Source organism: Klebsiella sp. KTE92 (assembly GCF_000398905.1).
In the GTDB taxonomy this organism is placed as follows: domain Bacteria; phylum Pseudomonadota; class Gammaproteobacteria; order Enterobacterales; family Enterobacteriaceae; genus Klebsiella; species Klebsiella variicola.
Genome location: NZ_KB976100.1, coordinates 4185984 through 4200230 on the forward strand (window position 1 = coordinate 4185984; position 14247 = coordinate 4200230).

Annotated in this window: 16 protein-coding genes; 7 read left to right on the forward strand and 9 right to left on the reverse strand. The window is 62.1% G+C overall.

The window, feature by feature from the left end; translation table 11 throughout:
- Positions 1–20 precede the first annotated feature (20 nt).
- Positions 21–329, forward strand: coding sequence for a SymE family type I addiction module toxin (locus A1WC_RS05940; protein WP_012967361.1), 309 nt, complete (start codon positions 21–23; stop codon positions 327–329).
- Here the strand turns inward: A1WC_RS05940 and hycI are convergent.
- From hycI to hycA, 9 genes are all read right to left on the reverse strand, one after another.
- Complete coding sequence (hycI, locus tag A1WC_RS05935; RefSeq protein WP_008806179.1) at positions 326–796, reverse strand: hydrogenase maturation peptidase HycI; 471 nt, start codon at positions 794–796, stop codon at positions 326–328. The genes A1WC_RS05940 and hycI overlap by 4 nt on opposite strands.
- The gene (locus A1WC_RS05930; RefSeq protein WP_016161698.1) at positions 789–1199 is read right to left on the reverse strand and encodes a formate hydrogenlyase maturation HycH family protein; all 411 of its coding nucleotides are present in this window, start codon (positions 1197–1199) and stop codon (positions 789–791) included. Before A1WC_RS05930 ends, hycI begins: the two co-directional genes overlap by 8 nt.
- Positions 1196–1963, reverse strand: a complete 768-nt coding sequence (locus A1WC_RS05925; protein WP_002914891.1) for an NADH-quinone oxidoreductase subunit B family protein — start codon at positions 1961–1963, stop codon at positions 1196–1198. Before A1WC_RS05925 ends, A1WC_RS05930 begins: the two co-directional genes overlap by 4 nt.
- A complete protein-coding gene (locus A1WC_RS05920; protein WP_016161699.1) occupies positions 1963–2505 on the reverse strand; it encodes a formate hydrogenlyase complex iron-sulfur subunit in 543 nt (180 codons plus the stop codon). The genes A1WC_RS05925 and A1WC_RS05920 overlap by 1 nt, the downstream gene beginning before the upstream one ends.
- Positions 2506–2514: 9 nt before the next feature.
- On the reverse strand, positions 2515–4224 hold the full coding sequence (gene hycE / locus A1WC_RS05915; protein ID WP_004151044.1) for a formate hydrogenlyase subunit HycE: 1710 nt from the start codon (positions 4222–4224) through the stop codon (positions 2515–2517).
- Between the two features lie 16 nt (positions 4225–4240).
- On the reverse strand, positions 4241–5164 hold the full coding sequence (locus A1WC_RS05910) for a respiratory chain complex I subunit 1 family protein (RefSeq protein WP_008806182.1): 924 nt from the start codon (positions 5162–5164) through the stop codon (positions 4241–4243).
- A 2-nt stretch (positions 5165–5166) separates the two neighbouring features.
- Positions 5167–6993, reverse strand: a complete 1827-nt coding sequence (gene hycC / locus A1WC_RS05905) for a formate hydrogenlyase subunit 3 (protein ID WP_016161700.1) — start codon at positions 6991–6993, stop codon at positions 5167–5169.
- Positions 6990–7598, reverse strand: coding sequence for a 4Fe-4S dicluster domain-containing protein (locus A1WC_RS05900; protein ID WP_016161701.1), 609 nt, complete (start codon positions 7596–7598; stop codon positions 6990–6992). The genes hycC and A1WC_RS05900 overlap by 4 nt, the downstream gene beginning before the upstream one ends.
- 82 nt (positions 7599–7680) lie before the next feature.
- On the reverse strand, positions 7681–8130 hold the full coding sequence (hycA, locus tag A1WC_RS05895) for a formate hydrogenlyase regulator HycA (protein WP_004205645.1): 450 nt from the start codon (positions 8128–8130) through the stop codon (positions 7681–7683).
- A gap of 209 nt (positions 8131–8339) precedes the next feature.
- Here hycA and hypA point away from each other — a divergent pair, with 209 nt between their 5' ends.
- From hypA to flhA, 6 genes are all read left to right on the forward strand, one after another.
- The gene (gene hypA / locus A1WC_RS05890) at positions 8340–8684 is read left to right on the forward strand and encodes a hydrogenase maturation nickel metallochaperone HypA (protein WP_012540763.1); all 345 of its coding nucleotides are present in this window, start codon (positions 8340–8342) and stop codon (positions 8682–8684) included.
- Positions 8685–8687: 3 nt separating this feature from the next.
- Positions 8688–9560 carry a hydrogenase nickel incorporation protein HypB gene (gene hypB, locus A1WC_RS05885; protein ID WP_008806186.1) on the forward strand — a complete coding sequence of 291 codons (873 nt, stop codon included), beginning with the start codon at positions 8688–8690 and terminating at the stop codon, positions 9558–9560.
- Positions 9551–9823 carry a HypC/HybG/HupF family hydrogenase formation chaperone gene (locus A1WC_RS05880; protein ID WP_016161702.1) on the forward strand — a complete coding sequence of 91 codons (273 nt, stop codon included), beginning with the start codon at positions 9551–9553 and terminating at the stop codon, positions 9821–9823. Before hypB ends, A1WC_RS05880 begins: the two co-directional genes overlap by 10 nt.
- Positions 9823–10944 carry a hydrogenase formation protein HypD gene (hypD, locus tag A1WC_RS05875; RefSeq protein WP_012967355.1) on the forward strand — a complete coding sequence of 374 codons (1122 nt, stop codon included), beginning with the start codon at positions 9823–9825 and terminating at the stop codon, positions 10942–10944. Before A1WC_RS05880 ends, hypD begins: the two co-directional genes overlap by 1 nt.
- Positions 10941–11951, forward strand: coding sequence for a hydrogenase expression/formation protein HypE (gene hypE, locus A1WC_RS05870; protein ID WP_016161703.1), 1011 nt, complete (start codon positions 10941–10943; stop codon positions 11949–11951). The genes hypD and hypE overlap by 4 nt, the downstream gene beginning before the upstream one ends.
- A gap of 184 nt (positions 11952–12135) precedes the next feature.
- Entirely contained in the window at positions 12136–14208 is a 2073-nt protein-coding gene (flhA, locus tag A1WC_RS05865; RefSeq protein ID WP_008806189.1) for a formate hydrogenlyase transcriptional activator FlhA, read from the forward strand.
- Positions 14209–14247: the final 39 nt, after the last annotated feature.

Sequence of the window (14247 nt, forward strand, 5' to 3'; positions counted from 1 at the left end):
TCTTCAGCAAGGAGCACATCATGAGCGCACAGCACACTACCGCAGCCAGAGGGATAGCCAGGGCCATTCGCCAGTTAACCGTGGGATATGTCAGAAAACGCCATGAAGACCGCAAAACGCGGGAGACGCGGCGCTACACCCGCCACGCAGCCCTGAACCTGAACGGCGACTGGCTGGAGCAGGCGGGGTTTCCGGTCGGCACGCAGGTCAGAGTCTCGGTGTCGCCCGGGAAATTAGTGATAGAGAATCTTGAGCTGGCGCCGCCGGGAACGGGGCTCCCGGCAGGTCAGTCGTGCGCCGGCGGAGAGCCCGGTTCGCCGCTGGGTTAATCGTCTTCAGCCTCCAGCCGGGCAAAGCCGCCCTGGCCCTGCCAGTCTGCCAGCTGCTGGTACACCCGGGCAACGGCCTCTTTTACCGGCTGGGTCATCGGATAATAAAAACCGACGATATCCGGCTGAATGCCGAGGAAAATCACCTCGCCGACGTCCTCTTTCAACTGATCGACCAGATAGTTGAGCGGCATGTTATGGGTGGTCATCATAAACATCTCGGCGATATCGTCGGGGTCGATGACGCGAATGTCGCCGGGGTTGAGGCCCATATCGGTGGCATCGACAATCAGCAGGCGTTCGGGGCGTAATTCGCGGATCGCCACGATGTCGTTTTCCGGCGCGCTGCCGCCGTCGATGACCACCCACTGGCCGGCCGGGTTCGCCGCGCACATCTCCGCCAGCAGCGGGCCGGCGCCGTCGTCGCCCATCATGCTGTTGCCAACACAGAGTAAAACGTCAGTCACGTAATCTCCTCACCATCAGATAGATGGCGCTCTCCTGGTGAATATCATGCAGCATGCTGAGCATCGTTTTACTCCACGCCTGCTGCTGCGGGGTCTGCGCGGACTGCGCTTTATCAAAGGCGTTGGCCAGCATCGCCACATGGCTGCTGTCGATGACGATTTCGCCATACTTCGGCACGCCCTCCATTTTGCGCCGCGCGGCGCTGCCCGCCTCAAGGGTGGCGATCCATGCCAGATACGCCTCCCACGGGCAGCTCAGCGCCGCCTCAAGACAGTCGATGACGCCGAGGTGGTGGCCAATCGCCAGGCTGTAATAGACCACCTGCTGCGCCTGATCCGGCGTGGCGTCGTTCTCATCAATAAATTTACGGCTCAGCTGACTGAACACCACCGTCTCGCTCATCGGATACGCGCCCCCTCGACCACCTGGTTGAGATGGGTGACGATCTCGGTCAGACGCGGATCTTTCTCCGCCTCCAGCCAGCGCAGCACCTGGCTGTCGCCCTGGCCGAGCAGACGCATATAGTCGTCAGCAATCTGCCGGCCATAGCGATAACCCGCCAGACGCCGCGCTTCGCGATCGATGCGCACCCGCAGGGGCTGCACCATATCGGCATGCAGCAGCTCGGTCGGCTGTTCGTCGAGTTCACCTGGCAGACGAGCATGGATTTTCTGCTCCAGCAGGCCGAGCGCCATGGCGAAGCCGTACAGGGTGGCGGCGGGCGTCGGCGGGCAGCCCGGAATATAGACATCGACCGGTACGATTTTATCGGTACCGCCCCAGACGCAGTACAGGTCGTGGAAGATGCCGCCGCTGTTGCCGCAGGCGCCGTAGGAGATACAGATCTTCGGATCCGGCGCCGACTGCCAGGCGCGCAGCGCCGGGGAGCGCATGGCGCGGGTCACCGCCCCGGTAAACAGCAGAATATCGGCATGGCGCGGCGAAGGCACTACCTTGATCCCGAAGCGTTCAGCGTCGAACAGCGGCGAAAGGGTAGCGAAAATTTCGATTTCGCAACCATTGCAGCCGCCGCAGTCGACGCGGTAGACGTAGGCCGAACGTTTAATCTTCTTCAGCAGCGAGGCCTTCATGCTGGCGATGGATTCATCCACCGTCATCGGCACGGGAATGCCGTTTTCATCGCGCGGGCCAAGTAAAGTACTCATCAGCTGGCCTCCCTCATATGGCGGGTCAGTTCAATACGATCGGACGGCACCAGGCATTTCTGGCGCTTGCATTCCGGGCAGGTTTCGAAGCTTTCACGGTGCAGCTCGGCGCGGGTATCGCCGTTATGCTTGAGCAGCGCGATGGCGTAGTCGATCTCCTTCTGCACCGCGAACGGACGCTGGCACTCCCGGCAGTGGCAGATAGCGAAGCGCGACTGCTGGAGGAAATCCTCTTTCTTCCACACCGCCAGCTCATACTCCGGCGACAGCTTAATCGCCGCCGTCGGGCACACCTCTTCACAGCGGCCGCAGAAGATGCAGCGCCCGAGGTTAAACTGCCACGCCAGCTGTTTAGTGGCCAGATCGGTCTCGACCGTCAGGGCGTTCGACGGGCAGGCGTTCACGCAGGCCGCGCAGCCGATACACTGCTGCGGCGTATGCTCCGGCTTGCCGCGGAAGTTTTTGTCCACTGGCATCGGCTCCAGCGGGTAGGCGTGCGTCGCGGTGCCGGTCTTAATAACTTTTTTAATAAAGGTAAACATGGCGATTCCTTATTTCAGCGGCGAGTTTTTACGCTCGATGCTGTAGCGCTCCAGCTCTTTGTACGGCACCACTTTGCTCTTCTTCTTGCGTACGTCGACAACGGTCATGCGGTCGGTACAGGAGTAGCACGGGTCGAGGCTGCCGATGATCAGCGGCGCATCGGAAACGGTGTTGCCGCGTAGCATATAGCGCAGGGTCGGCCAGTTGGCGTAGGTCGCCGCCCGGCAGCGCCAGCGGTACAGTTTCTGGTTGTCGCCGGTCATGCTCCAGTGGATATCGTCGCCGCGCGGCGCCTCGGAGAAGCCCAGTGCGAAGCGGTGCGGAATATAGGTGAACCCTTCCACCATCAGCGGGCCGCCCGGCAGGTTATCGAGACCGAAATCAATCATATTCAGCGCGGTATAAACCTCGTTGATCCGCACCTTGAGGCGAGATATCACGTCGCAACCCTGCTCGCTGTGGACTTCCATCGGCAGCAGGCCGTAGCCGACAAACGGGTGGTCGGCGCGGGTGTCGCGGGCGTGGCCGCTGGCGCGCACCATCGGGCCGACGTTACTAAAGTCGCGGGCGATTTCCGGATCCAGACGGCCAATACCGACGGTACGCTGTTCCATATTCGGCGTGCTGAGCAGCATATCCACCAGCTCCTGCACGTCGCGGCGCATCTGCTGCGCCAGCTGACGGGTCTGGATCATGTCCTCTTTCAGCAGGTCGCGGCGGATCCCGCCGATCAGGTTCAGGCCGTAGGTTTTACGCGCGCCGGTGAGAATTTCCGCCATCTTCATTGAGGTTTCGCGCACGCGGAAGAACTGCATAAAGCCGGAGTCAAAGCCGGTAAAGTGGCAGGCCAGACCGAGGTTCAGCAGGTGCGAGTGCAGGCGTTCCACCTCCAGCAGAATGGCGCGGATCATCTGCGCCCGCTCCGGCACCACGATGCCCATCGCGTTCTCCACCGAGGTGGTGTAAGCGGTACTGTGGGCGAAGCCGCAGATGCCGCACACCCGGTCCGACAGGAAGGTCACTTCGTTATAGCCCATGCGGGTTTCCGCCAGCTTTTCCATCCCGCGATGGACGTAGAACAGGCGGTAGTCGGCATCGATAATGTTCTCGCCGTCAACGAACAGGCGGAAGTGGCCAGGTTCATCAGAGGTGACGTGCAGCGGGCCGATCGGCACCACGTTGTTTTTCTTGCTGCCGAGCTCGTTAATGAACTCGTAGGTTTCGGCGTCGGTGGTCGGCGCCGGACGCTGGCGATAGTCCATGCTGTCTTTGCGCAGCGGATAGAGTTCGTCCGGCCAGTCGTCCGGTAGCACCAGACGACGTTCGTCCGGCAGGCCGACCGGCACCAGGCCGTACATATCGCGCACTTCGCGCTCGCCCCACACCGCCGCCGGGACGCGCGGCGTCACCGACGGGTATTCCGGTTTGTTGGCGTCCACTTCCACGCGCACGGTGATCCAGCATTTGGTGCCCTGCTCCATCGACAGCACGTAATAGACCGCGTAGTGGCCGTTGAGCTTACGTTCATCGTTGCCGAACAGCACCGACAGCCAGCCACCCTGCTGGTAGTAGAGAAACTCCACCACTTCCGGCAGGTAGTTGACCTTCACGGTGATGGTTAACTGGTCTTTGGTCTGCCAGGCTTCGTCCAGCACCACGCCCGGAAAGGCCTGGTGCAGCGCCGCAAGATAGTGTTGACCGATTTTTTCTTCAGACATGCTCAAACTCTCTTAATCACGCCACCAGCAAGGAGACGAAAGCTAAAAAGGCGAAACCAAACCCGGCCCAGGTGACGCGGGAGGTGGCACAAAAACGCAGACGCGCCATGCTGTTTTCAAACAACGCGATAATCAGCACCCCGACTACCAGCTTGACGACAGCGACCACCAGCGCCAACAGCAGGCCGCCGACGCTGAAGCTGGTCATCTGGCCCCACGGGAAAAAGACCCCGACAAACATCTGCAGCACCACCAGCTGTTTGAGGCTGATGCCCCACTTCAGGATGCCAAAGCCGCTGCCGCTGTATTCCGACAGGGGGCCCTCCTGCAGCTCCTGCTCCGCTTCCGCCAGATCGAACGGCAGTTTGCCCATCTCGATAAAGGTGGCGAAGGCGCAGGCGCACAGCGCCAGAATCAGTGGAATGCTGTGCGCCGCCGGCCAGTGGTAAAGGGTATCGGTGATGGTGCTGATATGGGTCGAGCCGGCGACCTGCGCCGCCACCCACAGGCCCAGCAGCAGGATCGGCTCCACCAGCACGCCGAGCATCGCTTCGCGACTGCTGCCCAGCGCGGTAAACGGGCTGCCGGTGTCCAGACCGGAAATAGCAAAGAAGAAACGGGCGATGGCGAACAGGTAGATCAGGGTGATGAGATCCCCGAGCACCGGCAGCGGAGAGTCCACCGTCACCACCGGCAGCGCGGTGGCGATGGTCAGCATCACGCCGACCATGACGTACGGCGTCAGGCGGAACACCCAGCCAGAGGCGTCAGGACCGACGCTCTGACGGCCCAGCAGTTTCAGGATATCGCGATACTCCTGCAGTACCCCCGGTCCGCGGCGGTTATGCAGCCGCGCGCGGGCGACGCGAACGATCCCGGACAACAGCGGCGCGACGGCAAACAGCACCAGCGCCTGTAGCAATGCAATTAACAGACTCATTCTCAGGCTCCTCGCGAAATGACAATCACCACCAGCACCGCCAGCTCAACCAGCGCGATCCCGCGCAGCAGCGCCGGCGCCGAGGCCGATTGCCAGCCCGGCACCAGACGCACCGGGTTCAGCCAGTGACGCAGCTTCAGCAACGGCGCAAAGGCCTCTTTCACCGGCATGGCAAAGCCGTGGGCCGTTACCACCATCGACTGCTCGTGGTCGTAACCGCAGACCCACGCCGCGCCGCGCGAGCGCGCCGCCAGGCGATCGCCTTTAAAGAAGATCATCAGCAGGAACGGCAGCAGCGGGCAGGCGATAAGCAGCAGCGCGATCATCGGCTGCGATACCACGCTCGATACCTGAGCCTGCGCCGGGAAGGCGCCGCTCACCAGCGGCAGCAGCCACGGCGCGGCGATGCCGCCAACGAGGCAGAAGACCGCCGCCAGTATTACGCTCAGGGTCATCAGCCAGGGGGCGCAGGTGGCGTTTTCCGCCTCTTTCGTCCGCGGCGCGCCGAGGAAGGTCACGCCATAGACTTTCGCCATACACATCACCGCCAGTGCGCCGGTGATCGCCAGGCCGACGGCCAGCAGCGGCCCCAGCAGACGGCCAATAAACAGGTCGCCGGTGCTCATTTTGAAGAAGGACTGGTAGATAACCCACTCGCCGGCGAAGCCGTTCAGCGGCGGCAGGGCCGCCATTGCCATCAGTCCTACCAGCATGGCGAGGGAGATCAACGGCATTTTTTTACCGATGCCGCCCAGCTTCTCGATATCGCGATGGCCGGTACGGAACCACACCGCCCCGGCGCCGAGGAACAGCGTGGTTTTGAACAGGCTGTGGTTAATCAGGTGATACATGCCGCCGATAAAACCCAGCACCATCAGCGTGCTGTTGCGGGTTGCCACGCCGGTAACAAAGGCGCCCAGCCCCAGCAGGATGATGCCGATGTTCTCGAGGGTGTGATAGGCCAGCAGACGCTGAATGTTATGCTCCATCAGAGCATACAGCCCGCCGATAAAGGCGGTGATCATCCCCAGCGCCAGCAGCATGACGCCCCACCACAGCGGCGGCACGCCGCCGGCCAGCGAGACGGTCAGCATGCCGTACAGACCGACCTTCATCACCACGGTGGAAAACAGCGCGGCGGCCGGCGCGCTGGCCCCGGCGTGAGCCTGCGGCGCCCAGCCGTGCAGCGGGATCGCCCCGGCCAGCAGGGCGAACCCCACCAGTCCCGGCAGCCACAGCAGCGGGTTCTGCATCATATCCACTGCCTGGAGGTTGATCTGCGCCAGCTCGAGGGTGCCGTAGGTCGACCACACCAGCCAGCAGGTCCAGGCCATCAGCAACGTGCCGAGACGCCCCAGGGCAAACCACAGCTTACCGGAAGCGGCGCAGCCGGTGAGAAACGCCGCGCAGAGCGCCATGATCTCCGCCATCACCACCAGCGAACCGATATTGGTCACCACCACCGCGCAGGTGGCGGCGGCCAACAGCAGGTTGACCAGCAGGCCGTTGGCCTTCACCTGCGGATGGCGATGCCAGCTAATATTGAACAATGACACCGGCAGCGCCGACAGGCCGATGGCCAGCAGCCACAGCGCGTTGACACCGCCCACCCGCATCGTCAGATGCAGAAACTGCAGCATGCCGCCGTGGATCCGTTCCGGCATCAAGAGCGCTGCGCCGCCGGCAACCACCAGCATGGCGCTGGCCACCGCGCCGCCGATCCCGGCAATAGCGCCGCTGAGCGGTTTACGCATGGCAAACACAAAGGCCAGCACGGCGCTGGCGGCGTACCACATCACCGCCTGATTGACTAATCCTATTACACTCATTCCCTCTCCCCCTGTTGCGCCTGGAACAGCGACAAGTCGCCAAGGTCGGTATTAAAGGTCAGCTGGCGTTTACGCTTGCTGGCCTGGGCGATATCCCGGCTATCCACCAACAGCAGCGCGTTGGTCGGGCAGGTCCGCACGCAGGCCGGGCCCTGGTCATCGAAGTGGCAGAGGTCGCATTTCACGGCAATGGCGCGCACGCCGGGCACCCAGTCGAGCAGCGAGCTGACACGGGCCGGCGCCGGCGGCGCGGGGGGCGCCAGTCGGGTATTGGCATTGGCCGGAATATCCAGCGGACGGCTGCCGGAAAATTCGATAGCGCCAAACGGGCAGGCGATGCCGCACAGTTTGCAGCTTACGCACAGGCTCTCGTTGAGCTGGACGGCGCCATCGACGCGCTGGATGGCGTTAACCGGGCAGACGGTGGCGCAGGGGGCATCTTCGCAGTGGTGGCACATCTGCGGTGCCGATTCTTTTTCATTACGCATCACCTGCAGCCGCGGCATAGCCTGCAGGCCGTACTGGCGATGCGTCTCAGAGCAGGCGGCTTCGCAGGTGCGGCAGCCGATACAGACAGTGGAGTCAGCAATTACAAAACGGTTCACCGGGTCATCCTCGGGTGAAAGTCATTTTTGACGAAATCAGGTTGCGCAGGTGTCATTTTCGACACGTGTCGACACCTCGCGATCAGTGGGTCAGGGCCAGATGGCTTAAATCCACCGGTTGGTCTTGCTCCATGGCGTCATACAGACGGTCATAGACGGTGGCGATAATCGCCAGATAGTGCTCCAGCACCTGGTCGCGGGAGCGGTTGCTGATCCGCCCGTCCACCGTGCCATCTGCCGCCAGCGTGGCCTGAGCAATCAGGTACTTATCACCGCCGCCTTTGTTTTCGACGTAGTATTCGATGGTGTGGCTGTTAAAGCCTTCCGCCAGCGCGACAAACACCTGAAAATGGCCGAACAGCACGAAGCACAGCTCTTTATCCGGCGCGCAGCTCATCGCGTGATGCAGGCGGGCCTTCGACAAGGTGATCCCCTGAACCAGCGAGTTACAGTAGATGTGCCACTGCTCCTGCTGCTGCCGGTGACGGTCGGCGATGTAATCCGCCTTTTCACTTATTTCCCAAATAGTCATATCGGTTTCTCCGTTGCATGAGATGCACCCTCTAAGCATTTTTCATGCCATTTTTTATTTAATTGATTTAACTATGTTTTTGTATTCATCCCTACCGATGCGACATGTCGATGACAGCCCCGGGGCGTCGACATCGACATTGCCGGCCACGACGATTTCATTCTGGCATCGTTATTGCATACAAGGCGCATTGCGATACGGAGGCGACTATGCACGAAATCACCCTCAGCCAGCGGGCGCTGGAAATTATTGAACAACAGGCGCAGCAGGCCGGCGCGCGACGGGTGACCGGCGTGTGGCTCAAGGTCGGCGCATTTTCCTGCGTGGAAGCCAGCGCCCTGACCTTCTGCTTTGAGCTGGTCTGCCGGGGCACGCTGGCGGAGGGGTGCGAACTGCATATCGCCGAACAACAGGCTGAATGCTGGTGCGAACGCTGCCAGCAGTACGTCCATCTTGTCTCGCAGCACGTCCGCCGCTGCCCGCTCTGCAATAACGACCAGCTACAGATCGTGGCGGATGACGGCTTACAGATTCAGCGTTTAGAACTGGAGTAAACTATGTGTACAACATGCGGCTGTGGCGAAGGCAACCTCTATATTGAAGGAGACGAACGAAACCCGCATTCCGCGTTCCGCAGCGCCCCCTTCGCGCCCGCCCCACGCCAGACGATGACCATCACCGGTGTCAAAACCGATCACTTCGCCCCCACCCGCACGCCAGAGGGCGACCTGCATTACGGCCATGGCGAGGCTGGGACTCACGCCCCGGGGCAGAGCCAGCGGCGGATGCTGGAAGTGGAGATCGACGTGCTGGATAAAAACAACCGTCTGGCGGCGCGCAACCGCGCACGCTTTGCGGCGAAACAGCAGCTGGTGCTGAATCTGGTTTCCAGCCCCGGCTCCGGTAAAACCACCCTGCTGACCGAAACCCTCACCCGGCTGAAAGGACGCGCCGACTGCGCGGTGATTGAAGGCGATCAGCAAACGGTCAATGACGCCGCCCGCATTCGCGCCACCGGCACCCCGGCGATTCAGGTCAATACCGGGAAAGGCTGCCATCTCGATGCCCAGATGATCGCCGACGCCGCCCCGCGCCTGCCGCTGGCTGACCACGGCATTCTGTTTATCGAAAACGTCGGCAACCTGGTCTGCCCGGCCAGCTTTGATCTCGGCGAACGCCATAAGGTGGCGGTGCTGTCGGTCACCGAAGGCGAAGACAAACCGCTGAAATATCCACATATGTTTGCCGCCGCCAGCCTGATGCTGCTCAACAAAGTCGACCTGCTGCCGTATCTCAATTTCGACGTTGAGAAGTGCCTGGCCTGCGCCCGTGAGGTCAATCCGCATATTGAGATTATTCTCCTCTCGGCCACCAGCGGCGAAGGCATGGAGCAGTGGCTCACCTGGCTGGAGACGCAGCGATGTGCATAGGCATTCCGGGACAAATTTGCGCCATCGACGGCGTGCTGGCGAAGGTGGAAGTCTGTGGCATTCAGCGCGACGTCGACCTGACGCTGGTGGGCGCCGTTGACGAGCAGGGTCAGCCGCGTCTCGGCCAGTGGGTGCTGGTGCACGTTGGGTTCGCCATGAGCGTGATCAATGAAGCCGAAGCGCGCGACACTCTCGAGGCGCTGCAAAATATGTTCGATGTGGAGCCGGACGTCGGCGCGCTGCTGTATGGCGAGGTGCGATAATGCGTTACGTTGACGAATACCGCGCCCCCGAACAGGTGATGCAGCTGGTGGCGCATCTTCAGCAGCGTGCGCGTCTGCTGCCGCACACTGCCGCGCGACCGCTACGCATCATGGAGGTCTGCGGCGGCCATACTCATGCCATTTTTAAATTCGGGCTCGACCAGCTGTTGCCGGAGAATATCGAATTTATTCATGGGCCAGGCTGCCCGGTGTGCGTCCTGCCGATGGGGCGCATCGATGCCTGCATTGAGATTGCCAGCCGTCCGGGGGTCATCTTCTGCACCTTCGGCGACGCCATGCGCGTGCCAGGTAAAAACGGCTCGCTGCTGCAGGCGAAATCCCGCGGCGCCGATGTCCGCATCGTTTACTCGCCGATGGACGCCCTGCGGCTGGCGCAGCAAAACCCGCAGCGTGAGGTGGTCTTTTTCGGCCTCGGTTTCGAAACCACCATGCCCGCCACCGCCCTCACCCTGCGTCAGGCGCGGGAGCGCAACGTCGATAACTTCTACTTTTTCTGCCAGCACATCACCCTGCTGCCGACCCTGCGCAGCCTGCTGGATCAGCCGGACAACAGTATCGACGCCTTTCTCGCCCCGGGCCACGTCAGTATGGTGATCGGCACCGAAGCCTACGGCTTTATCGCCAGCGACTATCATCGTCCTTTAGTGGTCGCTGGTTTCGAACCGCTTGATCTACTGCAAGGCGCGGTGATGCTGGTTGAGCAGACAATAGCGCAGCGCAGCGATGTGGAAAATCAGTACCGTCGCGTGGTGCCGGATGCCGGCAACCCACTGGCGCAGGCGGCGATGGCCGACGTCTTTCGCCTGGATGGCGACAGCGAATGGCGCGGCCTGGGGGTCATTAGCGACTCCGGCGTGCAGCTTACGCCAGCCTATCAGCGCTTCGATGCCGAGGCGCATTTCCGCCCGGCGCCGCAGCGCGTGTGCGACGACCCGCGGGCCCGCTGCGGCGAGGTGCTGACCGGCCGCTGTAAACCGCACCAGTGCCCGCTCTTCGCCCGCACCTGCAATCCGCAAAGCGCCTTTGGCGCGCTGATGGTCTCCTCAGAAGGGGCCTGCGCCGCCTGGTATCAATATCGCAGTCAGGAAAATGAAGCATGAAAAGCGTCCAGTTAGCTCACGGTAGCGGCGGTCAGGCAATGCAGCAGCTGATCGGCGACCTGTTTATGCAGGCCTTCGCCAACCCCTGGCTGGCGGAGCAGGAGGATCAGGCGCGCCTCGATCTGGCGGCGCTCGCCGCCCAGGGGGACCGCCTCGCCTTCTCCACCGACAGCTACGTGATTGACCCGCTGTTCTTTCCCGGCGGCAATATCGGCAAGCTGGCCGTCTGCGGTACCGCCAACGATGTGGCGGTCAGCGGCGCCATCCCCCGCTATCTTTCCTGCGGCTTTATTCTCGAAGAGGGGCTGGAGATGGCCACCCTGGAAGCGGTGGTCGCCAGCATGGCCGACACCGCCCGGGCGGCAGGGATCGCCATCGTCACCGGCGACACTAAAGTGGTGCCGCGCGGCGCGGCGGATAAGCTGTTTATTAACACCGCCGGCATCGGCGCCATCCCGGCGGACGTTCGCTGGGGGACGCAGCAGATTAGCGCCGGTGATGTGCTGCTGGTCAGCGGCACGCTGGGGGATCATGGCGCCACCATCCTTAACCTGCGCGAGCAGATGGGGCTGGACGGCGCGCTGTCCAGCGATTGCGCGTTGCTGACGCCGCTTATCCAGACCCTGCGGCCACTGAGTGGAGTGAAAGCTCTGCGCGACGCCACCCGCGGCGGGGTCAATGCCGTCGCCCATGAGTTCGCCGCCGCCAGCGGCTGCGGCATCGAACTGCAGGAGGCAACGCTGCCGGTCAACGATACGGTGCGCGGCGTCTGCGAACTGCTTGGGCTGGACGCCCTGAACTTCGCCAATGAAGGCAAACTGGTGCTCGCCGTCGCCCGCGAGGCCGCGGAAAACGTGCTAGCGCATTTGCGGTCTCACCCACTGGGACGCGATGCGGCGATAATCGGCGAAGTGGTCGACCGCCCGGGCGTGCGTTCCGTTGGGCTGTACGGCGTGAAGCGGACGCTCGATCTTCCCCACGCCGAGCCGCTGCCGAGAATTTGTTAACGACGGCGTCGGGTCCCGGATAGCGGCTGGCGCCTTATTCGGGCTACAAAACTGCGCGCACGTAGCCCGGCTAAGCGCAGCGCGAGCCGGGGTTAAAGCGGCAATAACCGCTTTATTAACATACTATTATTTGTACCATCATTTTCTTATGCGCCACGTTGTCGGCGCGTTTTGGACGTAAGCAATGTCGTATACACCGATGAGCGATCTCGGCCAGCAAGGGCTGTTCGATATCACCCGGCTTTTATTACAGCAGCCCGATCTGGCCGCGCTGAGCGAAACTCTCACCCGCCTGGTGCAACAGTCTGCGCTCGCCGACGAGGCGGCCATCATCCTGTGGAACGCGGGTAACCACCGCGCGGCCAGGTACGCCTGCGATGAAGCCGGTCACCCGGTGAGCTACGAGGACGAAACCGTGCTCGCCCACGGTCCGGTGCGCCGCTTACTCTCCCGGCCGGATGCCCTGCATTGCGACCACGAGACCTTTGCCGACACCTGGCCGCAGCTTATCCGCAGCGGGCTTTATCGCCCGTTCGGGTACTACTCGCTGCTGCCGCTGGCGGCTGATGGGCGGATCTTCGGCGGCTGTGAATTTCTGCGCCGTGACAACCGGCCGTGGAGCGAGAAAGAGTTCCAGCGGCTGCATACCTTCACGCAGATCGTCGCCGTCGTCACCGAGCAAATTCAGAACCGGGTCAGCAATAACGTCGATTACGATCTGCTGTGCCACGAGCGCGACAACTTTCGCATCCTGGTGGCGATCACCAACGCGGTGCTCTCACGCCTGGATATCGACGAGCTGGTCAGCGAGGTGGCGAAAGAGATCCATCGCTACTTCCGGATCGACGCCATCAGCGTGGTGCTGCGCAGCGACCGCAAAGGGAAGCTCAACATCTATTCCACGCATTATCTTGACGCCAGCCATCCCGTCCACGACCAGAGCGAGGTGGATGAAGCAGGTACCCTCACCGAGCGCGTGTTCAAAAGCAAAGAGATGCTGCTGCTCAACCTGCACGAGCATGACACCCTCGCGCCGTATGAGAAAATGCTCTTCGAGATGTGGGGCAATAAGATCCAGACCCTGTGCCTGCTGCCGCTGATGTCCGGCAATACCCTGCTCGGGGTGCTGAAGCTGGCGCAGTGCGACGAACAGGTCTTCACCACCACCAATCTCAAGCTGCTGCGGCAGATCGCCGAGCGGGTATCGATCGCTATCGATAACGCCCTCGCCTACCGCGAAATTCAGCGCCTGAAAGAGCGGCTGGTGGATGAGAACCTCGCCCTCACCGAGCAGCTCAATAATGTCGAGAGCGAATTCGGCGAGATCATCGGCCGCAGCGAGGCGATGAACAATGTGCTCAAACAGGTCGAGATGGTGGCGCACAGCGACAGCACCGTGCTGATCCTCGGCGAAACCGGCACCGGTAAAGAGCTTATCGCCCGCGCCATCCACAACCTCAGCGGGCGTAACGGTCGACGGATGGTGAAGATGAACTGCGCCGCGATGCCCGCCGGGCTGCTGGAGAGCGATCTGTTCGGCCACGAACGCGGCGCGTTCACTGGGGCCAGCGCCCAGCGTATCGGCCGCTTCGAGCTGGCGGACAAAAGCTCCCTGTTCCTTGATGAAGTGGGCGATATGCCGCTGGAGTTGCAACCTAAACTGCTGCGCGTCCTCCAGGAGCAGGAGTTCGAACGTCTGGGGAGCAACAAGCTGATCCAGACCGACGTCCGGCTGATCGCCGCCACCAACCGCGATCTCAAGCAGATGGTTATCGACAGGGAATTCCGCAGCGATCTCTACTATCGGCTCAACGTGTTCCCCATCCACCTGCCGCCGCTGCGCGAACGTCCCGACGATATCCCGCTGCTGGTGAAGGCCTTTACCTTTAAAATCGCCCGCCGCATGGGGCGCAACATCGACAGCATTCCGGCGGAAACCCTGCGCACCCTGACGCGAATGGAGTGGCCGGGCAACGTGCGCGAGCTGGAAAACGTTATCGAACGGGCGGTGTTACTCACCCGCGGCAACGTACTGCAGCTCTCCCTGCCGGAGCGGGAGATCGTGGAAGTTCCTCGAACGCCGGCGGTCCTGCCTGAGGAAGGTGAGGATGAATATCAGCTGATCGTCCGGGTGCTGAAGGAGAGCAACGGCGTGGTGGCCGGGCCGAAAGGCGCCGCCCAGCGGCTGGGGCTCAAGCGCACCACGCTCCTGTCGCGCATGAAGCGGCTGGGTATTAATAAAGACGAACTGGTGTAACCTCGTGCGCTCCCCCTTTCCGCGCCGGTGAGAGGGAGC